General features: G+C 55.3%; 19 protein-coding genes and 1 pseudogene. 7 read left to right on the top strand and 13 right to left on the bottom strand.

All coding sequences use genetic code 11. The annotated features are described in order from the left end of the window. Positions 1 to 2: 2 nt before the first annotated feature. From P0X86_RS03855 to P0X86_RS03825, 7 genes are all read right to left on the bottom strand, one after another. Positions 3 to 1016 (bottom strand): ABC transporter substrate-binding protein, encoded by a 1014-nt coding sequence (locus P0X86_RS03855; protein ID WP_277747821.1) that lies wholly within the window; start codon positions 1014 to 1016, stop codon positions 3 to 5. Between the two features lie 186 nt (positions 1017 to 1202). Beyond that, the gene (locus tag P0X86_RS03850) at positions 1203 to 1535 is read right to left on the bottom strand and encodes a 4Fe-4S binding protein (protein WP_009594932.1); all 333 of its coding nucleotides are present in this window, start codon (positions 1533 to 1535) and stop codon (positions 1203 to 1205) included. After that, on the bottom strand, positions 1532 to 3151 hold the full coding sequence (locus tag P0X86_RS03845) for an FAD-dependent oxidoreductase (RefSeq protein WP_192569759.1): 1620 nt from the start codon (positions 3149 to 3151) through the stop codon (positions 1532 to 1534). Before P0X86_RS03845 ends, P0X86_RS03850 begins: the two co-directional genes overlap by 4 nt. 56 nt (positions 3152 to 3207) lie before the next feature. Beyond that, entirely contained in the window at positions 3208 to 4071 is an 864-nt protein-coding gene (locus P0X86_RS03840) for an ABC transporter permease (protein ID WP_012818982.1), read from the bottom strand. 38 nt (positions 4072 to 4109) lie between these two features. Next, positions 4110 to 5006 (bottom strand): ABC transporter permease, encoded by an 897-nt coding sequence (locus tag P0X86_RS03835; RefSeq protein ID WP_277747820.1) that lies wholly within the window; start codon positions 5004 to 5006, stop codon positions 4110 to 4112. Positions 5007 to 5187: 181 nt separating this feature from the next. Further along, positions 5188 to 5526, bottom strand: coding sequence for a 4Fe-4S dicluster domain-containing protein (locus P0X86_RS03830; RefSeq protein ID WP_012818980.1), 339 nt, complete (start codon positions 5524 to 5526; stop codon positions 5188 to 5190). Then, positions 5523 to 7229: an FAD-dependent oxidoreductase gene (locus P0X86_RS03825; RefSeq protein ID WP_277747819.1), complete on the bottom strand. Its 1707-nt coding sequence runs from the start codon at positions 7227 to 7229 to the stop codon at positions 5523 to 5525. The genes P0X86_RS03830 and P0X86_RS03825 overlap by 4 nt, the downstream gene beginning before the upstream one ends. Positions 7230 to 7536: 307 nt before the next feature. Between P0X86_RS03825 and P0X86_RS03820 the strand changes: the two genes are divergently transcribed. From P0X86_RS03820 to P0X86_RS03795, 6 genes are all read left to right on the top strand, one after another. Beyond that, the gene (locus tag P0X86_RS03820) at positions 7537 to 8238 is read left to right on the top strand and encodes a response regulator transcription factor (RefSeq protein WP_036664555.1); all 702 of its coding nucleotides are present in this window, start codon (positions 7537 to 7539) and stop codon (positions 8236 to 8238) included. After that, a complete protein-coding gene (locus tag P0X86_RS03815; protein ID WP_012818977.1) occupies positions 8235 to 9242 on the top strand; it encodes a HAMP domain-containing histidine kinase in 1008 nt (335 codons plus the stop codon). The genes P0X86_RS03820 and P0X86_RS03815 overlap by 4 nt, the downstream gene beginning before the upstream one ends. A gap of 184 nt (positions 9243 to 9426) precedes the next feature. Beyond that, on the top strand, positions 9427 to 10197 hold the full coding sequence (locus tag P0X86_RS03810) for an ABC transporter ATP-binding protein (RefSeq protein ID WP_192569763.1): 771 nt from the start codon (positions 9427 to 9429) through the stop codon (positions 10195 to 10197). After that, a complete protein-coding gene (locus tag P0X86_RS03805; RefSeq protein ID WP_192569764.1) occupies positions 10172 to 12121 on the top strand; it encodes an ABC transporter permease in 1950 nt (649 codons plus the stop codon). Before P0X86_RS03810 ends, P0X86_RS03805 begins: the two co-directional genes overlap by 26 nt. A gap of 43 nt (positions 12122 to 12164) precedes the next feature. Next, on the top strand, positions 12165 to 12776 hold the full coding sequence (locus tag P0X86_RS03800) for a DedA family protein (protein ID WP_009594880.1): 612 nt from the start codon (positions 12165 to 12167) through the stop codon (positions 12774 to 12776). Positions 12777 to 12856: 80 nt separating this feature from the next. Next, positions 12857 to 13699, top strand: coding sequence for an undecaprenyl-diphosphate phosphatase (locus tag P0X86_RS03795; protein WP_036664481.1), 843 nt, complete (start codon positions 12857 to 12859; stop codon positions 13697 to 13699). Positions 13700 to 14633: 934 nt separating this feature from the next. On the opposite strand, the pseudogene P0X86_RS03790 reads toward P0X86_RS03795, so the two are convergent. The 3 genes and pseudogenes from P0X86_RS03790 to P0X86_RS03780 form a co-directional block, all read right to left on the bottom strand. Next, positions 14634 to 14843 (bottom strand): annotated as a pseudogene (locus P0X86_RS03790) (AraC family transcriptional regulator); the annotation flags it as partial. 575 nt (positions 14844 to 15418) lie between these two features. After that, entirely contained in the window at positions 15419 to 16414 is a 996-nt protein-coding gene (locus tag P0X86_RS03785; RefSeq protein WP_192569766.1) for a Gfo/Idh/MocA family protein, read from the bottom strand. Then, on the bottom strand, positions 16411 to 17409 hold the full coding sequence (locus P0X86_RS03780; protein WP_145040821.1) for a Gfo/Idh/MocA family protein: 999 nt from the start codon (positions 17407 to 17409) through the stop codon (positions 16411 to 16413). Before P0X86_RS03780 ends, P0X86_RS03785 begins: the two co-directional genes overlap by 4 nt. 203 nt (positions 17410 to 17612) lie before the next feature. On the opposite strand from P0X86_RS03780, the gene P0X86_RS03775 reads away from it, so the two are divergent. Next, a complete protein-coding gene (locus P0X86_RS03775) occupies positions 17613 to 19076 on the top strand; it encodes a carboxylesterase/lipase family protein (protein WP_277747817.1) in 1464 nt (487 codons plus the stop codon). Positions 19077 to 19286: 210 nt separating this feature from the next. Here P0X86_RS03775 and P0X86_RS03770 read toward each other — a convergent pair whose 3' ends face one another. From P0X86_RS03770 to P0X86_RS03760, 3 genes are read right to left on the bottom strand one after another with little or no spacing between them, the layout of a single operon-like run. Beyond that, on the bottom strand, positions 19287 to 20105 hold the full coding sequence (locus P0X86_RS03770; protein WP_012818967.1) for a carbohydrate ABC transporter permease: 819 nt from the start codon (positions 20103 to 20105) through the stop codon (positions 19287 to 19289). After that, a complete protein-coding gene (locus P0X86_RS03765; RefSeq protein ID WP_009590746.1) occupies positions 20105 to 20971 on the bottom strand; it encodes a carbohydrate ABC transporter permease in 867 nt (288 codons plus the stop codon). The genes P0X86_RS03770 and P0X86_RS03765 overlap by 1 nt, the downstream gene beginning before the upstream one ends. Before the next feature lie 59 nt (positions 20972 to 21030). Beyond that, entirely contained in the window at positions 21031 to 22251 is a 1221-nt protein-coding gene (locus P0X86_RS03760; RefSeq protein ID WP_277747816.1) for an ABC transporter substrate-binding protein, read from the bottom strand. Positions 22252 to 22442: the final 191 nt, after the last annotated feature.

The raw sequence follows: 22442 nt of genomic DNA, 5'->3' as shown, positions 1-22442 counted from the left end.
GTTTAAGGCTTGATCAGCCAATCGTCCAATTCAAAATCGGTTTCCGCCAGCTTCTCTTCGATCAGAAAGGCCTTCGTTCCTTCCAGCAGCTGCAGCCCTTGTTCGGTAAAAGGAACCTCTTTGATCAGCTCGATCGGGCTAACCTTCTTCACGTACTCCACCTTCGTGCTCTGCAATTCGGCCAGAAACGCATAGTACTCTTCCTCATGCTGCTTTAAATCCTCTAGCGCCTTGGAACGGGCTTCATTCCACGCCTTGGCGAAATCCGGATATTTCGCCAGATAATCCTCCGACACTACGGTTACGCTGGTTCCATACAGCTCGGGATGCTTGGTGGCATCGTCCAGCAGCGTATAGCCTTCATCGATTTGTTTGAGCGTATAGACGCCGGTATTGGTCATCGCGTCGATTTCCCCGCGGGCCAGGGCAGCCTCCGCATCCACGCGAAGCAGGTGGATGACCTTCACATCCTCAGCCAGCCCCTCTTTCTTCAAAAGACCGGCCAAGTATCGGTGGTGGAAGGAACCTTTTTGAGTGGCTACCGTTTTTCCCTTTAACTCTTCCAGGGAAGCCGGGCCACCCTTCTTCGCCACGAGGTACCCGATGCTGTCGGTCGAGCCTTGGGTAATCACCTTGGTCTTCGCTCCCGTTGAGCGTGACAGGATGGCCGGCGTATCGCCCAAACTGCCAAAGTCCAGGCGACCGCTGATCAGCGATTCGCTCAAATCCGGACCGTTCGGAAAGGCGGTCAGGTTTACCGTTTCAATCCCGTGCTTCTTGAGCTCTTCCTGAATAATGCCCTTATGGAACCCCCAGCCCTCGGCGCCTCCAGGCACATTCAGGGCATTGGTTCCTATATATCCGTAATTGAGCGTCTTCGGCACGCCGGAGCTTGATGCTTCCGTTATTTGATCTTTGGTCCCGCAGCCCTGTGAAAAAGCAAGCGCCGCCGCCACCAGCGTCAATAAAATCGCGTATCGCTTTCGCTTGTGTTTTTTAACGTTTCGATTCTCCATTCGATTTCTCTCCCCTCACAGATCCCATCTCGATATGACATTGCCTCGCTTTCGCTTCTTACGCCTCTTGCTTCTTACGGGGCTTCATGGAATCCCCGGCAAACCCTGGCATCAATGAGCCCGCAGATCGTGCTTCCCATGCAGACGGGAAAAGTGGAGCTGCCTGAAAAAGGGGGAGACTGACGATCAAGGAACAGAACGCTTCGCGAGCTGAGCCAGAAACGCATGGCTGGATATGGACGTTCGGCCGGGTCCCCATCCCACCTTCTCGCGGTAGCCCCCCAACAGCTCGGCCTGCTCCAGCTCCGCCTCGCTTAGCCCGCTGAGCCGGTCCGGATGAGGCGCGACGTACATCGCGTCCGCCGGACAATAGAGCTCGCACATAAAACAGGTTTGGCAATCGTTCTGGCGCGCAATGACAGGCACATCGTTATCGACTTTATCAAATACGTTGGTCGGACATACGGAGACGCACAGATTGCACTGCACGCATCTGGCATCGCTGATCAGCTCAATCAAAGGGAAACCGCCTCCTCGCTCACGCGCTGCGCCCGGACGCTGATTTCATCCAACCCGGATGTAATCAGGCGGTAATGCTGCGTCTCGTCCAGCTCCGGATAATCAACCCGTTTATGCATTCCCCGCGTTTCCGTCCTGGCCTGCGCCGAGCGGTACATCCAGCGGGCCGTTGCAGCCATGGCCGCTGCCTCGCGTTTCTTCACCGCCTGATAATCAAGATGGATGGGTTCCTGCCGGATCGATTTCCATACGCCGTCGAGCCGTTGCAACGAATCCCGAAGTCCCTCATCCGTACGGAACAGGTTCCGGTCATAAGGCATGACCTCTTCCTGCACCGCCCGAATGTATTCCTCCGCGGCAATCGGCGGCTTTTCCTGCAGCGATCCGTAGGTACCGGATGACACGAGCGGAGCCGAAGACAATCCGTGCACCTCGCGTCTAGCGGCATGCCGTCCCAGCGATTTGGCATAGTCCGCCGCGCCTTCGCCCGCAAAGCTGCCGGAAGACATCGCCCAGGCGGCATTGTGGCTGCCGCCTCCGGTGAATCCGCCGCAGATCAGCTCCCGCGTTGCGGCGTCTCCGGCGGCATACAAGCCGGGGACCTTCGTGGCGCACGTTTCGTCCACGATATGAATGCCACCGGTCCCGCGCACCGTCCCTTCGAGCCGAAGCGTGACCGGGAACATATCCTTGAACGGGTCGATGCCCATGCGGTCAAACGGCAGGAAAAAATTCGTCTGCCCCACCCGGAGCAGCGGCTGCAGATCGGCGGGCGCCTGATCCAATCGGGCATATACCTGTCGGTTCTCCAGCAGTTTTTTGGCAATGACGGAACGTCCTTTGGTCGAGCCCGCTCCCTCTACCACCGTGCCGTCCTCGTAGTAAAAGCTTGCATAACGGTAATACGCCGTTTTGGTCACCGAGGAGAACGTTGGCGATATGGCGTAGGCGTTGGAGAACTCCATGCCCGACATTTCGGCCCCGGCCTCGGCCGCCATCAGATAGCCGTCACCGGTCAACACGTTGCATCCCAGCGCTTTGCTCAGAAAGGCGCAGCCGCCGGTTGCGATGACTACGGCACCCGCCGTGACTCTCCAGGGATCGCCGCCCTGCGTGCTTACGCCAGCGGCGCCCCCCACTCCGTGTTCATCCGCCAGAAGTTCCAGCGCAGGGCTGTGGTCGAGTATTTTGACGCCGGCTCTTTTCACCAGCTTGCGCATGAGACGCATATACTCCGGTCCCTGCAAGCCGCGCCGGAATATGCCGCCATCCGGATCGACCGGGAACGAGTACCCCCAGCCGCCAAGGCGGTTCATATTCTCGTAGGTTTGATCCAGGACCCGATCCATCCACTCATTCTCGGCTAAGCGTCCGCCCATAAAATACCGGCTCATCTTCGCTTCCTGGCGCTGCCGCCCTTCAGGCTCCACGTACCATACGCCCGTGCCCGACGGCGCAGTTGCCCCGCTTGATCCGCAGAAGCCCTTATCCGCCAGCACGACATTGCTGCCTTTCGCCGCGGCCGTTAAAGCCGCCCAGGCTCCGGCCGGGCCACCGCCAATGACCAGCACATCCGTTTCCAACTGAAGCGTGCTGCCTTGAATACGTGAACTCATGCATGTTCCCCTCCTAATCATCATTGTCCCTCTGTTCTCTCATTCACGAAGCCGGATCATCCCTTGTAGCTATCCCGCCACTTCAGCAAGCGGCGTTCCAGAGAACGGACGAACAGATCCACCATCATGCCGACGACGGCAAAAACCAATACACCCACAAAAATTTGCTCCGTTAACGAGGATTGCTTGGCAAGATTGATGAGAAACCCGACCCCCGACTGCGAACCGATCAGCTCCGCAACGACGAGCCCGAGCCAGGATACCGCCAACGATAAGCGGAGTCCCATTAACAGGTTAGGCAGCGAAGACGGGATGATCAGCTTGATGATCTGCTGAACCCGGCTGTACTGCAGCACCCTCGATACCTCGAACAGCTTTTTGTCGACGCTCCGGATGCCGAGAAACGTATTGACGTACAGCGGAAAAAAAGCTCCCTTCGCAATGATCAGCACCTTCGACGTTTCTCCGAATCCGAACCACAAAATAATAAGCGGGGCGATCGCCAAATGCGGGATCATCCGCAGCATCTGCACCGTCGGATCCAGGAATATTTCCGACTTGCGCGAGAAGCCCGTCAGCAGGCCGAATATCAAGCCCAGGCTGCCTCCCAGGGCGAAGCCCGCAGCGGCGCGGCCGATGCTTATGCCCAGATGGGTCGCCATCTTGCCCGAGGCGATCAGATTCCAGAGGGATTCGAAAATCGCCGCCGGCGTCGGCAGGAAGAACGCATCGATCCAGCCAAGATTGCCTGCCAGCTGCCATATGGCCAGCACCAGAACCGGAAGGGCCGATCCGAGCGCAATGGCCCGTAGTAAGGATGCACGCCGGCGATTGGAACGCGCGGCAGCAGGATTGGGCGGCTGCGATACAGCGGGTGGCTGCCCCGCCGCAGGCAGCGCAAGTTCGTTCGCGTTATTCATCGTGTCTCCTCCTCTCTCTTGGAATCAGAAGCCGTGCTTTAGCCCTCATAGCTGTCGTTCCATTTCAGCAGCCTGCGCTCCATCAGCCTAACCGCGGCGTCTGCTGCTTTGCCGATGACGGCAAACAGGACGATGCACACGAACACGGTTGCGGTTTTGCTGAACTGTCTGGCATCCGTCATCAAATAGCCGATGCCGGACGTGGAGCCCATGGTCTCGGCAACGACCAGCCCGAGCCAGGCCAGCCCGAGAGACAGCCGGATCCCGAGGAAGATATGCGGCAGGGAGGACGGAATGACCAGCTTGAAGATTTGCTGGATACGCGTGAAACCCAGAACCCTTGTTACTTCGAACCATTTGTTATCCACGCCGCGGATGCCCAGATAGGTTTGGATATAGAGCGGAAAGAAAGCCCCTTTGGCGATCAGCAGTATTTTGGACGACTCCCCGATTCCGAACCAAAGCACGAACAGCGGCGCAACCGCTAAATGCGGAATCATGCGGACCATCTGAATGGATGGATCGAGCACCCGCTCGGATATGCGGAATACCCCGACCAGAATACCGAAGGCTAGGCCGAGAGCCCCTCCAAGGGCGAAACCCGCCGCGGCACGAACCAAACTGATCCGCACATGACCGCCAAGGTCACCCGAGCCCGCCAAGTGGACAAAAGCCTCCGCAATGCGAAGCGGCGTCGGGAAGAGCAGCTCCGAGATGTAACCAAGGTCGCCGAGCACCTGCCATAAAACCAGCAGCGACACGGGAAGAACCGCGCCCGCAGCAAAGGTGCCCAGCGACTTCCTCCATATCCCGGCACCTGCTTCGCCCGGGGAGAGCATCTGCCGCTGCCCGGCGGCGGGCTCCGGTACCAGCGACTCGCTGCCGTGGACCGGAGCCGGAGGGTCGTGCCGGTACAATCGTGCATGGTCACTCATTGCGATCACGCTCCGGCTCGGGAAACGCAAAGCTTTCATCATCTAACCTGAACATCAGCCAAACCCGTTTCATAAGCGCACCTCTCTCCTCGAATACAAAAGAAGACATTCTTCGAAATACCGAAGGAATGTCTCCATTAGAATGGTTGACAGTATGAATGCTATTGGTTTAGTTCCTGCTTTAACTTCGCCGGGGGAGAATCCGATCGATGAACGGGGTCTCGTCGATCTCGGCCAGCCGGGTCCGCCCGCGTCCCCAGCCGACCGTCTCCCTCCAGCTTCCGATGATCCCTACCGCGATCAGTTCTTCTTCCGTCACCTTCTGCTCCATATCCGCAAAGGGAGAAACATACAGAGCATCGGCAGGACAATAAGCCTCGCATATAAAGCAGGTCTGGCAATCCTCCTGACGGGCAATGACCGGAAGCCCCGTCTCCGTCCGGTCGAATACATTGGTCGGACAGACCTTGACGCACAGGCCGCACTCGATGCACCGCTGCTGACTGACAACCTCGATCATGAGCCTTCCACCTCCCCGGCCGCTGCCGCGATCCAGGCAGCAGCCCCCACGGCTTCACTGCTCCTATTTCTTGAACCACCATAGTGTCGGCAAGCGTCCATGGTACCTCGGCTTGCCTGCCGGGGCGGCCGCCCCTCAGGATATACCTGGATATGATCGATCCCCCTTACGGTCAGACGATGCTGCTGGTCCGGATTCGGATCCGGGTATTCCAGAAGGGTATGCATCCCTCTGGTTTCCCGCCGGGTCAGCGCAGCCGCATACATCCATCTTGCCGTTGCCGCCATGGCCGCCGCTTCCCTTGCCTTGATCCGCTCGCGCGAACCCCCGGTTACCTTCGCGTACACTTCCGGCCATAGCCCGTTCAGCCGTTCGAGCGATTGCTGCAGGACCGGTTCGCTGCGAAAATAATTGATATCCAGCGGAAACACCTCCCGCTGTACCGATTGAATCAGGCCGGATGCATCCATTCCCTGCCCATGCGCTGCGGATGGATCGGACATTCCGGCCCGCCCCGCACCTTGCAGGCGACGGCCGTCCGCAGAAGAACGCGTACTCAACGCATGCTTCGCCGCCGATTCGCCAGCCCACGTTCCCGAGCAAATCGCCCAAGAGGCATTAAAAGCCCCTCCGCCCGACTTGGCACCGGTCACCCGCTCCCGGGTTGCGGCATCGCCGGCGGCGTACAGACCCGGTACCGTCGTCGCGCAATCTTCGCCGGTGATCCGGATGCCTCCGGTTCCGCGGACCGTCCCTTCATAGCGGAGGGTCAAGGGAAAACGCTCCTTAAAGGGATCGATTCCCGCCCGATCATACGGAACAAAGAAGATGGCGTGCGATTGCCTTAAAATGCGCCGTTTCTCTTCCGTGTCGGCATGATTCAGCATGGCGTATACCGGTCCTTTGCGGAGCATCGTCGGCAGAAAATCATGCGGCCTGGGCCCTCCGGGGCTGTACAGCGTATTCCCGTCTTCGTCATAATACGTCGCCCAGTTGAGAAGCCGCCCCCGGGTCACCGTGCCAAACGCCGCGCTCGGCGCATATTGGCGGCTGAATTCCATACCGGATAGCTCGGCGCCAAGCTCCGCCGCCATGAGCAGTCCTTCGCCTGTGAGCACGTTGCAGCCAAGGCCCTTGCTCAGAAAGGCGCAGCCGCCGGTAGCTATGACAACCGACTGTGCCCGTACCTCCCAATTCTTGTTCTTCTGCCTGCATATGCCTCGTGCTCCTCCGACCCCATGCTCGTCGGCAAGCAGCTCGAGCGCCGGGGACTGATCCATGATCCGTACGCCCGCCCGGTTGACCGCGCTTCGCATCAGCTTCATATATTCCGGGCCCTGCAAATGGTCTCGCATGGGGACCCCGTTCTCATCGCGGCGAAACAGGTATCCCCATTCCTCCACGCGTTCCAGGTTGATGTATACCTGATCCAGCACGCGATGGATCCAATCCGGTTCCGATAAATAACCGCCCTCCTTCATCCGCTGGGCCACGGCTTCATCGCGCAGCTTATGGTCAGGGGGCAAATATAGCAGATTGGTTCCTCCGGGTGCCGTTGCCCCGCTGGAGCCCAGAAACCCTTTATCGGCCAATATGACTTTGGCACCTTGGGACGCCGCGCTCCAGGCTGCCCAAGCCCCTGCGGGACCGCCGCCAATGACGAGGACATCCGCCGTCAGTTTCAATTCATCCTGTGCACGCAATCGTTGATCCCCCCGCTCCTTGGTTGATAGTAAATCGAGGTCCGTACGACAAAAAGGAGATCATGAAGGATGCTCATGATCTCCAGCAGACTGGTCGATTCAAATTTATTTATCATAGTTATTCGATTGGAATTATCAAGTATATTATCAGCTGATGGCACAAGCGTCAAGATTATTTTTCGGAGGGATCGCTTAACAAAGCGAGACAAGCCCCGCTGTCTTCGCTCACGCAATTTTTCCTTATATCCTGACAATTTGGTACAATACAGACGGTACGAGAATGTCAAATGAAGGGACTATGATCGATATGTTCAAAATTTTCATTGTCGAAGACGATGCCGGGCTGGTCGGCCTGCTGAAAGAATATCTTCATAAATTCGGTTATGCGACGCAGTCCGTTCATGATTTCGAGACGGTGCGCGATCAATTTGAATCGTATGACCCTCATCTTGTGCTTCTGGATATCAATCTGCCTAAATTCGACGGCTATTATTGGTGCCGGCAGTTCCGCAGCCTCTCCACCTGCCCGATCATCTTCATCTCGGCCCGCGACGGGAAAATGGATCAGGTGATGGCGCTGGAGAACGGTGCCGATGATTATATAACCAAACCCTTTGACTACGAGATCGTCATGGCCAAAATCAAGAGCCAGCTCCGGCGGGCCTACGGGTCCTATGCTGCCGGTCAGAATGAGCGGGTCCTCAGCATCGCCGGACTCACGCTTGACGTTGAGCGTCTCTCCGTTTCGCTCGGACCGACCCAAGCGGAGCTCAGCCATACCGAAGCCAAAATATTGGACGAGTTAATGAAGAAGCCCGAGCAGATCGTCAGCAGGGACCGGCTTCTGGAGAAAATATGGGATGATCAGGCCTTTGTGGACGATAATACGCTGAATGTGTACATCACCCGCGTCCGTAAGAAACTCGCCGCCCTCGGAATCGAGGATGGCCTTCAAACCGTGCGGGGGCGCGGCTACCGACTGGTACCGAGCTGGAGGGACGAAGCATGAGACTATTTTTGCAAGAACAGCGTCCCTTAATGATTGTCTACATCGCCCAGCTTCTTGTCGTTACCCTGATCTATAGGCTGGACGGTTATCGCAATTTGACGGTCAGCCTGTACGCGGGCATCATCAGCTTGCTGCTGCTCGTCGGCTATCTCGCCTTCCGTTTCATTGCCAACCGTTCCTTCTATAAACGGTTGGAGCAGCCGCTTCCGGGAGAATCCCTCACCGGCGAATCCTCGGCAGAATCCTCCCACACCCCGCTCGCCGAAGCGCTTCATCAGCTGCTGAAAACCCAGTTCCGGCATTACACCACGGATCTGCATAACTATAAGCATAAAATTGAAGGCCATCTGCAGTTCATCAACCAATGGGCCCACCAGATGAAAACGCCGATTTCGGTCATTCACCTGATTCTCCAGGATGATGACGACCCCCGTTTTGCCGCGATCGGCGACGAGCTGGACCGCCTCAAAAAAGGGCTCGATCTCGTGCTGTATACCGCCAGGCTCGATACGTTCGAGCGCGATTTCCATGTGGAAAACCTGCCGCTTCAGCGAATCGTCCGAAATGTCACGTCCGAGCAAAAGCGGCTGTTTATCCGGCGGAGAATGTACCCGTCCATCCGGATCGATTCCGGATTAACGGTGGCCACGGACGAGAAATGGCTCTCTTTTGTGCTGACGCAGCTGCTGACCAACGCGGTTCGATATACGCTGAAGGAACAAGGCACCCTCTTTTTCAACGGCTACACCCGGGAGAATCAAGTCGTGCTTGAGATAAGGGACGAAGGCATCGGCATTCCCCAAAGCGATCTCCCGCGGGTGTTCGATCCTTATTTCACCGGAGAGAACGGGCGCCGATTCCAGGAATCGACAGGCATGGGCCTGTTTCTGGTCAAACAAATATGCGACAAGCTTGGACATGCCTTCGAAATCGAATCCAAGGTCGATGAAGGAACGACGGTCCGCATCATTTTTGCGGATGCTGCAGGCCATATCGCACAATGAATTCCACCGGCAGATGGCAGGGTTCGGCAGTACAAGCTATTTAAGTCCGCTGCGGCTTATTCCCGATCTGCTTACGCGGGCAAAAGAAACCTTACAAGGTTGTAAGGTAACTGTAAGTTACGAATATGGCATGGACGCAAACGAATCTTTTACAATGATAACATCGTTATAGAGGAGTGAAGATATGCCCATCCTGAGCGTCAAGCATCTATCCAAAATCTATGAGGGCAAAGTGGCGTTCCAAGCGCTGAACAATATTCACTTCAACGTCTCCAAAGGCGAATTCGTCGGTATTATGGGACCTTCCGGCAGCGGAAAAACGACGCTCCTCAATCTGATTGCGACCATTGATCAGCCCACGGCCGGGGAAGTGATCATAGGCGGACGCAATCCCCATCTGCTCGGCAGGAGCGATACGGCTCTGTTTCGGCGCAGGGAGCTGGGCTTCGTCTTCCAGCATTTCAATCTGCTGGATACGCTGACCGTTGAGGAAAACATCGTCCTGCCGCTGACGCTGGAGGGCATGCCGCTGGACGAAATGGGCATCCGGCTGAACCGGATCGCAGACCGGCTCGGGATCGGGTCCATTCTGCACAAGCACACCTATGAGATTTCCGGCGGGCAGATGCAGCGCACCGCCATCGCGAGGGCGCTCATTCAGGAGCCCTCCCTGATTTTGGCTGACGAGCCGACGGGGAACCTGGACTCCAGAGCCTCCAAAGAAGTGATGCAGACGCTTTCCGCTTCCAGCAAAGAAGCTTCCGCAACGATTCTCATGGTCACTCACGATCCGGTGGCAGCCAGCTACTGTGACCGCGTCTTGTTCATCAAGGACGGTCAACTATATAATGAAATGTATTGCGGTGACAACCGCCAAGCCTTTTTCCAGAAAATCATCGACATGCTGGCGCTGCTGGGAGGAGGAAGTCATGACCTTTCGACAATTCGCTTTTAGGAATGTCCTGAGGAACAAGCGGACCTACGCGGCCTATTTCTTAAGCAGCGCATTCTCCGTCATGATTTTCTTTGTGTGCGCGCTGTTCCTGTTTCACCCCTCCATCACGGACGAGGTGTTCTATCCGGTCGTGATCCAGGCGATGGTTGGCGCTGAGCTGATTATGTACGTATTCTCGTTTTTCTTCGTGCTGTATTCCGTCGGGGCTTTCTTGAAGACCCGCAAGCGCGAGTTCGGCATTCTGTTCATGCACGGCATGACGGACCGCCAGTTTAACAAGATGGTGTTTCTTGAAAATATGATCATCGGCGTAAGCGCGATCGCCACGGGCATCCTGTTCGGCATCATTACAGGCAAGCTGTTCCTAATGGCAGGCTCGGCCTTTCTCGGAGTCCCGCCCCTGCCGTTCCGGCTGAGTCTGCGAGCGCTCGGGCTGACGATCGCCAGTTACGCGCTGCTGTTCCTCATCATCTCGCTGTGCACGTCCTGGCTGCTGCGGCCCAAAGCGCTCATCGACTTATTCCAGTCCGGACAGCGGCCGAAAACCGCGCCCAGAACATCGCCGTGGTTATCCATATTGGCGGCTGTCCTGCTGCTTGTCAGCTACGGCCTGGCAGCCACGACAAGCGCATCGACCCTCGCGCTGCGCATGTTCCCGGTTACCTTGATGACGATGATCGGCACTTATCTGATTTATTCGCAGTTAGGGGTTGCTCTCGTCCGCAGGCTGAAAGAAAGCCGCCGGTTCACCTGGAGAAGAACCAAGCTGATCTCGCTATCCAGCCTGCAGTACCGGTTGAAGGATCATGCCCAGATGTTTTCGATGGTGACGATCGTGCTGGCCGTGTCTTTTTGCTCGGTAGGCGTATTCGCCTCCATTCCGGTGCTCACGAAGCAGTTCAACGAGGACTTCCCGGCCGCCATCGGTTATCTCGCCAAAACGGGGGATACCTCCGAAGAGCAGCATTTGAACGAAATCCGGCAGGAGCTGGAGTCGAGGAAAATACCGTTTGAAACGCTATCGTTTCGCGTTAAATATACGGATGCCGAACCAGCATCCGCACAGGCCGGTCCATCGGAGATTCCGTTGACGCTGATCGCGTTCTCCGACTATAAGGCGGCCGTCGTGATGGCGGGACTGCCGTTTGACGAACAGCCGCCGAGCGGCGAGGAGGCCCTTGTCCTCATTGCTTCGCAAAACGACAGAGCTTATACCCGCAACCGGGATTACGCTTCTTACCGGCTTCGGGATTCCGGCATCCGGCTGCGTGAAATCGGTTATTCCGATCATGTCGGCGTGCCGGAATACTTGCTGCCGGAGATGGATGACGATTCCCGTTTCGGCGGTCTTGTCGTCAGCGACGACATCTTTGCCGCCGTCACGGATCCGGTCCGTCAGGAACGGTACACCGGCTTTTACGTGGACGATTTTACGGAGACGGAGGGGATCGTTCCCCATTTGGCTCCGGGCGGTGCCGTGCGCTATGAGATGGACCGGACCTTTGCGCTGGCGGTCAGCGGAACGCTGTTCGCCCTTCGGGACAGCCTGTACAACATGCTGCTCTTCGCGGCATTGCTTGTGGGCACGGTGTTCTTTATCGCGGCAGGAAGTTTCCTGTACTTCCGCCTCTATGCCGATCTGGATTTTGACCGCAGGCATTATGCCACGATATCCCGGCTCGGCATGACGGACAGGGAGTTCAGGCGAATCGTTACAGGACAGCTCGCGCTGCTGTTTTTTGTACCGATCGGACTTGCGATCGTGCACAGCATCTTTGCCTTCATCGCGCTGCAAAGCTATTTCTATTTATCCATTGCGGCTGAAATGGGCATCGTGCTGATCAGCTTCCTGATGATGCAGGTCCTGTACTTTTTCTTCATCCGCAGCCAATATCTGCGCAAGCTGAAGCAGACCCTTATATAAAGGATGGCAAAGGCCTCCTTATCTTTTGAAAGAGGTGTAACTTTTGGAAAACTGGATTACGGACATTATGGAGAAGTTCGGCTATGTCGGCATCCTGCTGATGATTGCCCTGGAAAACGTGTTCCCGCCGATTCCCTCCGAGGTCATTCTGACCTTCGGCGGATTCATGACAACCTACACGAAACTGACGGTGCCCGGCGTCATTATCGCAGCTACCATCGGCTCCGTGGTCGGTGCCGTCATCCTGTACGGGATCGGACGCCTGCTCGATGTCGAACGGCTGGAGAAAATCGTGGACCGTTGGGGGCATATCCTCCGCGTCAAAAAAGAAGACATCCGCAAGGCGGATGCCTGGTTCGATAAATACGGCTACTGGACCGTGCTGTTCTGCCGCATGATTCCGCTGATCCGGAGCCTGATCTCCATCCCGGCGGGGATGTCCAACATGAAGTTCGGCATGTTCCTGCTCTTTACGACCATCGGTACCTTGATCTGGAACGTCATTCTGGTATCCGTCGGAGCCGCCGTCGGCGATTCATGGGAAAATATCGTCGCCTTCATGGACGTCTATTCCAATATCGCTTATGCTGTAATAGCCGTGGCCGTGATCGCATTCCTGTTCTTCTTCTTCCGCAAGCGGAGAAAATCGGCTTAAGCTGGAACCACGCATTTCATGCCATGCATCATTCATATCATTACATTTTACATTTTTAAGTAAGGGAGAGACCGCAGGTCATGGATTTTTTAACCATCCTCAAAGCAATTATTCTGGGAATCGTCGAGGGACTGACCGAGTTCGCTCCTGTATCCTCTACCGGCCATATGATCATCGTGGATGACATGTGGCTGAAATCCGAGGAGTTTCTGACGAAATACGTAGCCAACACGTTCAAGGTCGTGATTCAGCTCGGCTCCATTCTCGCCGTCATCGTGGTGTTCAAGGACCGCTTCCTAGATCTCTTGGGACTCAAACGCAAAAAGCCCGAAGCCGGCGTACCGGCCGGTACGGGCAGACTGAGACTCAGCCAGGTGATCGTCGGTTTGATTCCGGCCGGCGTTCTGGGCGTCTTGTTCGAGGACCTCATTGACGAGCATTTATTTTCTACCGAAACGGTGCTGATCGGTCTTGTGATCGGAGCCATCTTCATGATCGTTGCCGACAAGGTCAGCTCGAAAAAAGAGCCGAAAGTGGTGTCTGTCGATCAAATTACGTACAGGCAGGCATTCAGCGTCGGGCTGATTCAGTGTCTGTCGCTCTGGCCAGGCTTCTCCCGCTCCGGCTCCACCATCTCCGGAGGCGTTATGCTGGGCATGAGCCACCGCGCGGCGGCGGACTTTACGTTCATCATGGCCGTGCCGATCATGTTCGGGGCCAGCTTCCTGTCGCTGCTGAAGAACTGGGAATACTTCACGCTGGAGGCTCTTCCGTTCTTTATCGCCGGATTCGTGGCGGCTTTCGTCTTCGCTTTGATCTCCATCCGCTTCTTCCTGAAGCTGATCAACCGGATCAAGCTGGTGCCGTTTGCGATCTATCGGATCGTGCTCGCTGCCATTATTGCGTTGGTGCTTTATCTGTAATTAGTAGCTCAGCCTACAGCACCATTAGAGTTTGGGAGACGCTCCGCTGCTTCGAGCTGAGCGGCACTTCATAATAGCAGCTGTGTTTGGGGTAAAAAAGGCAGGTCAAGATTTCATATCTTGACCTGCCTTTTGTTATCGGCGTTGCTGCACGCTCGTTATTAGTCGTGACACCTGCTGTGGTTTCGACCCGGAGCCGATTGGTTTAGTCTACGGCGGCATGACAGCACAGGCCGTTTGGTTTAGTCTACGGTTGCATGACCGCACAGGCCGATTGGTTTTGCCACGGTGGCATAGCGGAACAGCCTGTTGACACGGATGCGGGTATCTCAACTGTTTTTGGCTGAGTTGGCGACGAAGGAGTGAAAACGGATGGTATAAGGCGAGCGGCTAGACGACAGACATCCAAGCAGCATGCCCGGGACCACGCACTGTGGGCCAGGGAGCAGTGCGCATGATGCGGCCGATCCGGACCAGAGATCCGTTATTTTCAATAATTCGCCTGAATTTCAATAAAAAGCGGACACCAGATCCGTTATGTTACGAATTCCGGTTCGATATCCGCCTGTTTTCAGAGAATAACGGATCTCATGTCCGAAACATTTACGAATCCCCTTATTTCTCATCAAATAAGGTCCGCTGTGTCCGCTAGCGATGCGCAATGTGAGATATTCCGCTATTTTGGTACGTTATGATCAAAGATACGGTTACTTTAAAGTACAAACCATCGATTATTTAGTTACTTTAAGGTTATACTCCATTTTATTTCCCTTATTGGTACCTGATGAGCGTGCAACAATCCCATATAAGCTACATCAACTATTAATCCATTCTCCTGCAGAAGATCACGATCTTCCTCGCACCGTGACCGAAGGCAGCACGCGCATCATATCGGCTTAAATATGTATTGGCGCCTTAAACCCATGGAGCGTGCAACAATCTTTAAACTGACCGCGTTATCGAACTGGAGCACGTCTTCGGCGTGATTGTCGACGCGCATCCACAGTCCGCAATAGTCCTTCACGTTGTCGGTTTTGACGAACCCGGAGAAGCGCATCCGCTTGCCCGCATACTTGCCGGCTTTGAACTGCTGCATCATGGTTGCAAAAGCGCCATCCTCCATCGACGTGAGGGCTCTTAAGTAAGGCATAGGATGCAATATCCGCGAGGGTCAGCCGCTCCTCCAGATGCTGCTCCATGTACGCGATGCTCTTTTGGATAATACGCTGGGTACTCAAGGTCAGGCCCTCCTTTGTTATTAAGGATACCAAAAGGGAGCAAAGCGTTTTTGATCTTTTTTGCCAATTTAAGAAAACCGTCGGTCCGCGCATATTCTCGGAGGTCTTGCCGGAAAATTGCGGAGATAGCGGAGACCCTTGCTTGCGATTCAGGGACGCTCATCCTTTGAAGTCCCTTGAAGTCCCATTGTTCTCATATAAAAAAGCCCCCTCGATTTCGAAAATCGAAGGGGCTTAAATTGCAAGGTTCTCTGCCATCACTCCATCCTCAAGATGGAATGACTTCATATCCTAAAGAGGCCGGACTGCGTCTAACAAAGGCATAGACCCGCACTTCGCAGGCATCGGCGCTTCCGGCCGGAGGCAGAAGTGTCATCCTAAAGACGATTGCGCTGCTGCTTATTCTTCAAGGACGAATCCCTGCACGCTCACATTACATAACGGGAATTTCCCGCTCCCCGGCTTTATCGGCAAAACCGCACTATCCCTGCGGCTTCAGCTGAACGGTGCGCTTGGTGCTTGCAGACTCGTACGCTGCAATGGCAACCCGGGCGGAGAGGTAGCCGTCTTCCCCGGTAATTTCGACCGGCTTGCCGTCGCGGATGCTTTCGACAAAGCTGTTGACGAGGCCTTCGTCCATATCATCGCCCCAGAAGCTCCACGACGCTTTACCGGTCACATCGCTGTATACATCGTTCTTCTGGGCAAAAGAATCAATGTTCAGCACGCCTTTGGTGCCGATGATCTCAAGCGTTACGTCCCCCCATGTCGGGAAGGTGCGGTTGCGGGACCAGCTTGGGTCCAGCACGGCCACGACGCCGTTCGCGAATTTGACGTGGACCATGCCGGCGTCGTCAATCTCGGTATCGTTGAACAGCGTTTCCGCATGGGCGTACACTTCCTCGGCCTTGCTGCCGGTAAACCAGTGCATCAGGTCCATCACATGGACGGTATGATCCAATACGGCGCCGCCGCCCGATTTCTCCCGTTCAATAAACCAGCCGCCCGGCATGGTTCCCCGGTTGGTTCCCTTCATAGCCAAAATGTCACCGATCTGCCCTGCGTCAATCGCTTCCTTCGCCTGGCGTACGGACGAAATATATCGGCAAGGAAAAGCGGTCATGAGCTGAACGCCGTTATCCTTGCATGCCTGAATCATCTCCAGCATCTCGGCTTCCGATAGGCCCAGCGGCTTCTCGCACAGCACATGCTTGCCCGCCGCAGCGGCGCGTTTGGTAATTTCCGCATGACGCGCGTTCTCCGAACAGATGACTACGGCATCCAGTTCTTGTGCCAGCAATTCATTATAGTCGGCATAATACGGAATCCCCCGATCCACGGAGTAAGGGCGAACGCGCTCCGCGTCTTCGTCCGCGATTCCGATCACCTCGACGTCATCCCGCTTCAGCATGCCGAAGAGATAGCTTGCCGCATGCATATGGGCAAAGCTGATAAACCCTACTTTCACCTTTTTCATGAAACCGTCCCTCCGATCATCACGGGCTGTCCAGTTTGTGCCGATTGCTCCGCTGCCTGAGCGATTTCAACGGCGTAGCAAGCATCCTTGATGCTGACGAGCGGCTCGCTGCCGTTTCGGATGCACTCGATAAAATGCTGCACCTCGTTATAATAAGGGTCATGGAGGCTCGGACTGGAAGGAACCTGCACAGCGGCTCCCTCCCCGGCCTCGGCGCTAGCCAATTTCAAGTCCAGGGACTGTACCTGATTGCTGTCGAATCGTACGATGCCTTGGTCTCCCGAGATCTCGAACTGCGTCGTAAATGGACCGGGATACCCCCAATATCCGGTTAGACTCGCGATGGCGCTATTTTTAAAATGAAGCGTAAGCTGGGCGTACTCCATCTGCGGCTCGGTCCGCTTCACGGTCGAAGCATATACCGACTCCACTTCCCCGAACAGCCAGCAGGCAAAATCGATGTCATGAATCATCAGATCCATGATGACGCCGCCGCTCTTGCCAGGGTCGTTGTACCATCCATCCATTCCCTGCGGGTAGGAACCGTACCGCTTCAAGTGAGCCATCTTCGGCGTTCCGATATTCCCCGAGCGGGCCTGCCGATAGGCATCGTGATAGTTCGGGAAGAACCGGACGACATGTCCGATAAACAACCGGACTCCGTGCTTCTCGCAGGCCGCCTTCATCTCCTGCGCATCCTCCAGCGTTAATGCTGCCGGCTTTTCGCAGATGACGTGCAGCCCTTTTTCGGCCAGTTTCAGTACAAACGGTTTGTGGAGATAGGTGGGCAGACACACCGCAACCGTTTCCAAATCTTTTTGTTCAAACAGCGACTCTACATCCGTGTATGCCTTCGCCCCGGTCAAAGCTGCAGCGCGCTCCGCTCGTTCGGCGTTTATATCGACCACGCCCGTCACCGTTACTCCCGGCATTTTCGCCAAATTGTGCGCATAGGCCGTCCCCATCGTGCCGCAGCCCAATATCGCTATGTTCATGCTTATCCCTCCAGTATGCCTATAATGACATGGATCATCAGGTGATGCCGTATCCGCCGTCCGCGATACCGCCCACCCTGTTACATTCTTCATGTAACATGACATTCCTGCCTGTATTCCTCAGGATTCGTGCTTTTTTGAACTTATGCCGCTAACTTGGTAAAGTGTATATATAGAGCAGAGAGAAAGGGTGTAGCGAGAACATGTCAGAACTTGTCGTACAAACGAAAGACGGGCGCATTCAAGGCCTTACGGAAAACGGAGTGCGCGTATGGAAGGGAATTCCCTATGCGAAGCCACCGGTTGGCCCGCTGCGGTTCCGTTCTCCTGTGCCCCCCGATTCATGGGACGGGATTAGAGAAACCACCGCTTTCAGTCCCATGTGCCTTCAGCCGCTTGAATCCACATCCAGCATGCTTGGCGGCGGCGTGACCAAGACGGTATCCGAGGATTGCCTATATCTCAATGTGTGGGCACCCCGGAACATGCCGGCGGAGCCGCTGCCCGTCATGGTATGGATTCACGGGGGCGCTTTTGTCACAGGCTCGGGCAGCTTGCCAAGCTATAACGGCGCGCCCTTCGTTCTCCGAGGAGACGTGATCGTGGTTACCCTCAATTACCGGCTGGGCCCCCTCGGCTTTCTCCATCTCTCTCCATACGGCGAAGCCTATTCCTCCAATACCGGTTTATTGGACCAGATCGCTGCCCTGGAATGGGTGCGGGACAATATCGCGGCCTTCGGCGGCGATCCGGAGCGGGTTACGGTATTCGGGGAATCAGCGGGCAGCATGAGCATTGCGGCGTTACTGGCGATGCCTGCAGCCAAGGGACTGTTCCACCGGGCGATCATGGAGAGCGGCGCTGCCCAGGTCATGGTTCCGGAACAGGCACGAATGATAACGGCCGGCCTGCTTAAAGAGCTGGCCATTACGCCAGACAACATCCATCAGCTGGATTCCCTGACAGGCGAGTCGATATTCGAAGCCGGGGAACGGCTGAAGAAGCAGATCGGACCCGGCGTCAACATGATCTTTCAGCCGGTTCTGGATCCGGGCACTTTGCCGCATGATCCGCTGCAGGCCATCCAATCGGGATGGGCCAAGGACGTGCCGATCCTGATCGGGACGAATCTCGATGAAGGAGCTTTGTTCTTCCGGCCGGACATGCCGCTTGTGAAGGAAGACGTTCTAGTCCGCACCGTGGAGATGATGACCGGCATTGAGAATGCCGCCCCCATCACCAAGGAATACCCGTACAGCATCGACGGACATGCCCAGATTATGACCGATCTGTACTTCTGGCGCTCGGCCCTGCAATTCGCTTCCGCACAGAGCAAACACGCGCCGGTATGGATGTACCGGTTCGATTGGACCTTGCCGGACCATCCGGTGCTCGGCAAAGCGATGCATGCCCTGGAAATCCCGTTTGTATTCAACACGCTGGCGCTGTTTGAGAACATCGGCGTTCAAGTCGATGCGGCTACGCAAGCCCTGTCGGACCGGATCCAGGATGCCTGGATTGCATTTGCGCGGAACGGCTCGCCGGATACCGAGGCGCTGCCGTGGCCAGCTTATGATCCGGCTTTGCGTTCAACGATGATATTCAACAACGACAGCAGGATCATCGAGGACCCGGATGCGGAGAAGCGGAACATGCTGAAATTATAATAAGGACACGCCATAAACCAGGGGATCCTTCGCCGATTGGAACCCTGGCGGCAGCAAAAAAGCTGTATTCCAGGCATGACATCATGCCGGAATACAGCTTTTCGTTATGATGGGTCGCACAAGGACATGCTGCTGATTGCGGGCTCCGCAGCCCCCTGCTGCAGCGAAGGGCTGAGAGGACTAAGTGCTCCTAGGAAATGCAAAGCTGCCTTATTTTACAGCCCCCTGCGTAATGCCGTTGATGATCCACTTTTGCGCAAACAGATAGATGATGATCATCGGCAGCATCGCCATCAGATAGGAGGCAAAGGCCAGATTGAAGTCCGTATTGAACTGCCCTTGGAATATATACTGCACCAGCGGCAGCGTGTAGGAATTCGTATCGCTGATGATGATGAGCGGCAGCAGGAAGTCATTGTAGGTCGAGAGGCAGATCAGAATGCCTACCGTCGCATTGATCGGTGCCATAATCGGGAATATGATTCTCCAGAATGTTCCCCAAGTCGACGTGCCGTCCACTCGGGCCGCTTCCTCCAGCGCAACCGGGATGGATTTGATATAACCTACGTACACAAATACGTTAAACGCCAAGGCATAGACGGTATGCAGGATGGTGAGCCCGACCAGATTCGTCATATGGAACCCGGCCGTCAGCTTGACCAGCGGCAGCATAATGATCGGGAACGGAATAAACATCGCGCTGATGAAATAGAAGTACAAGCCTTTGAAGAACTTCCGGTTCATATTGCGGGCAATGGCATAAGCGACGAGCGAATTCGTCAACAGGGTCAGCACCACCGTTGCCGTTGTCACCATGGCGCTGTTGCCCAGCGCATGGAAGAAATTCGTCATTTTTATGGCGTTGGCGAAATTCTCGAAATGCAGGTCTTTCGGCAGGCCGAACACCGATGCCAGCATGTCCTCCGGCGTTTTGAGCGCAATCGTGATCGTCATATACAGCGGAAACAGGATCAATATCGTACCCAATGTGATGAGAATCATCACCGTCCAGTTGGTTTTCGTCCGCATTACATGTCCCCCTCTCTTCTCTGCAGGAACCGAATCTGCACAATCGATATCGTGGCAATCAGGATGAAGTAGATCACGGAGTTAGCCGATTGGTAAGCAAACTCGCCTCCCTCGAAGCCGCCGGTATAAATCAGGTGGGAGATGGACTGCGTTGCCCGCCCCGGGCCGCCGTTGGTGAGGGCTACGATCTGATCAAAGACCATCAGGGAATTCTTCATCGCCAGCACCATGTTGATCGTAAAGAACGGCGCGATCAGAGGAAACGTTATTTTCCAGAACTCCTGCCAGCGGTTCGCTCCATCGAGGTTGGAAGCCTCGTAAAGCGTACCGGGAATGGTCTGGAGTCCGGCAAGATACAGAATCGTGTTGTAGGCAATGCCCTGCCATACCGCGACCACCACGATGCCGATCCAAGCATGCTGTTCACTGCCCAGGATATTGGTCGACAGCCACCCGATCCCCAGGTTCTGTCCCCAAATGGTGAACACATTCGAGAACAGATAGTTGAATATGTAACCTACAATCAGCACGCTCAGAATATTCGGAAGAAAATAGATGCCCCGAAAGAAATTCCTCGCCTTGATTCTGGCGTTCAGTCCCATGGCAATCAGCAGACTGAAGATGTTGATGAGGATGGTGACCACGACCGCGAATTTGAATGTGAACCAGTACGCATTGCCCACGTTGCCATCCTTAAACAGATTGACGTAATTCTTGAAACCGATGAAGTCGAAGTTATCGCCGAATCCGTTCCAGTTCGTGAAGGAGTAATACACCCCCTGCAAAGCCGGCAACGTCAGAAATACGAAGAACAGCACGACCGCCGGCACGGTCATCAAGTAATAAGGCATAAGCCGCTTGTTCATGTTGGGTCCTCCTCAATGCTTCTTGGATATCGTGTGAAGAAAATACCGCCTTCCGCCCGTTAACGCCTGTCAGCTACCTTGTCCCATTCGGTGTCCAGCTTCTTCAGATACCCGTCGATATCCCGGTTCTGGAGGAAGGATTGGATCACCGAGTTCAGCTGCACCGCTGCGGGAATGTAGTGGTCGGCAAAATCGATGACCTGGCCCCGCTCCAGGTAAGGCAGCAGCTCTGCGACGGCGGGATCCTCCTGCTTCACGCCCTCCACGGTGGAGAACAGCGTTTGCTCCGTTATATATTGCTTGCTATTCTCAGGCTCCAGCAAAAATTGAATGAAACGCTGAGCCTCCTCTTTATGCTTCGAATCCTCGGAAATAGCCAGTAAGGTATCTACGCCCGAAATCAGTTTATACTCCTCCGGACGATCGCCGGTCGGCAGCGGAAAGAAGCCGATCGGCGCATCCGGATTCGCCTTCCGGATTTCCGGTATGGCCCAGGTTCCTTGGATATACATGGCGGATTCTCCCCTCGCGAAATCCCGGTTCCCGTCCGCATAGTTTTTGCCGAAGTTGTCCCCATGGCCATAATCCATCAGCGCGAGCTGTTTCTCCGCAATCTCCCGGTATTTCTCGGCAAACGTTACGGTGCCTTCCCGCCGATCCATGTAAAATTCAATGCCTTCCAGGTTGGAAGCCAATGCGTTAAACGGCAGCACCGTCTGCCAATCGTCTTTATATGTGAAATAAAACGGGATTCTCCCCGCATCCTTGGCCTTCTGCGCCGTAGCCAGCAGCTCGTCCCAGGTCTTGGGAACGCTGAGCCCCAGCTCCTTGAAAATTTCCTTATTGTACATGACGCCGTTAGCGTTAGTGGAATAGGGAATGCCCGTAACCTCGTCCATGCCAGCTACGTCCTTCAGCATCTGGACATAAGTCTCATCCACCCGGCTCAGCAGCGGGTTATCCGTCAAATCCGTAAATATGCCGCTTTGGGCCAGCAATGAATACGTATCGGTTGCACCCATGCCGATAATGTCGGGAATGTCATTCTTGACGACTCTTGTCTTGAGCACCGTCTCCGCATCCGGCGGATTTACCTGAACCACCTTGATCTCGGACTGGGATTCGTTAAATTTCTCGATGAGTGCATCAAAGGAGCCTTTCGCTTCAGGCTTGTTCTGAAAAAACTCAATCTGCACGCGTCCTGAGTCCTCTTGAGCGCCGCAAGCGGTCAGCATCCATACGGTCATCAAACACGCCGCAATCCATTTAGCTAGCTTCATGGTCTGCCCCCCGTTTCCTATCCTGATGTTATATGGTCGATGTCCATGTTAATTTACTACCCTATTTGCTTGGTTGGTAAACCTCCCGGACGCCGAGGCGGCGCTCTCTTCCCCTTATTGAACACAACAAAAAAGCCAGCAGATCAGGTTCTTCAACCTGATCTGCTGGCAGGGATTGGCTATCTGTTTAT

The sequence above is a fragment of the Paenibacillus sp. BR1-192 genome (assembly GCF_029542445.1).
GTDB lineage: Bacteria > Bacillota > Bacilli > Paenibacillales > Paenibacillaceae > Paenibacillus_AQ > Paenibacillus_AQ lautus_A.
This window is presented reverse-complemented; position numbering and strand designations above follow the sequence as displayed.

Excerpts from the sequence above, each read along its gene's own strand:
- P0X86_RS03820 (WP_036664555.1), top strand. The coding sequence starts at position 7,537 with ATGTTCAAAATTTTCATTGTCGAAGACGATGCCGGGCTGGTCGGCCTG.
- P0X86_RS03840 (WP_012818982.1), bottom strand. The coding sequence starts at position 4,071 with ATGAATAACGCGAACGAACTTGCGCTGCCTGCGGCGGGGCAGCCACCC.
- P0X86_RS03855 (WP_277747821.1), bottom strand. The coding sequence starts at position 1,016 with ATGGAGAATCGAAACGTTAAAAAACACAAGCGAAAGCGATACGCGATT.
- P0X86_RS03835 (WP_277747820.1), bottom strand. The coding sequence starts at position 5,006 with ATGAGTGACCATGCACGATTGTACCGGCACGACCCTCCGGCTCCGGTC.
- P0X86_RS03845 (WP_192569759.1), bottom strand. The coding sequence starts at position 3,151 with ATGAGTTCACGTATTCAAGGCAGCACGCTTCAGTTGGAAACGGATGTG.
- P0X86_RS03780 (WP_145040821.1), bottom strand. The coding sequence starts at position 17,409 with ATGAACATAGCGATATTGGGCTGCGGCACGATGGGGACGGCCTATGCG.
- P0X86_RS03815 (WP_012818977.1), top strand. The coding sequence starts at position 8,235 with ATGAGACTATTTTTGCAAGAACAGCGTCCCTTAATGATTGTCTACATC.
- P0X86_RS03765 (WP_009590746.1), bottom strand. The coding sequence starts at position 20,971 with ATGAACAAGCGGCTTATGCCTTATTACTTGATGACCGTGCCGGCGGTC.
- P0X86_RS03785 (WP_192569766.1), bottom strand. The coding sequence starts at position 16,414 with ATGAAAAAGGTGAAAGTAGGGTTTATCAGCTTTGCCCATATGCATGCG.
- P0X86_RS03830 (WP_012818980.1), bottom strand. The coding sequence starts at position 5,526 with ATGATCGAGGTTGTCAGTCAGCAGCGGTGCATCGAGTGCGGCCTGTGC.
- P0X86_RS03775 (WP_277747817.1), top strand. The coding sequence starts at position 17,613 with ATGTCAGAACTTGTCGTACAAACGAAAGACGGGCGCATTCAAGGCCTT.
- P0X86_RS03760 (WP_277747816.1), bottom strand. The coding sequence starts at position 22,251 with ATGAAGCTAGCTAAATGGATTGCGGCGTGTTTGATGACCGTATGGATG.
- P0X86_RS03805 (WP_192569764.1), top strand. The coding sequence starts at position 10,172 with ATGACCTTTCGACAATTCGCTTTTAGGAATGTCCTGAGGAACAAGCGG.
- P0X86_RS03770 (WP_012818967.1), bottom strand. The coding sequence starts at position 20,105 with ATGCGGACGAAAACCAACTGGACGGTGATGATTCTCATCACATTGGGT.
- P0X86_RS03810 (WP_192569763.1), top strand. The coding sequence starts at position 9,427 with ATGCCCATCCTGAGCGTCAAGCATCTATCCAAAATCTATGAGGGCAAA.
- P0X86_RS03795 (WP_036664481.1), top strand. The coding sequence starts at position 12,857 with ATGGATTTTTTAACCATCCTCAAAGCAATTATTCTGGGAATCGTCGAG.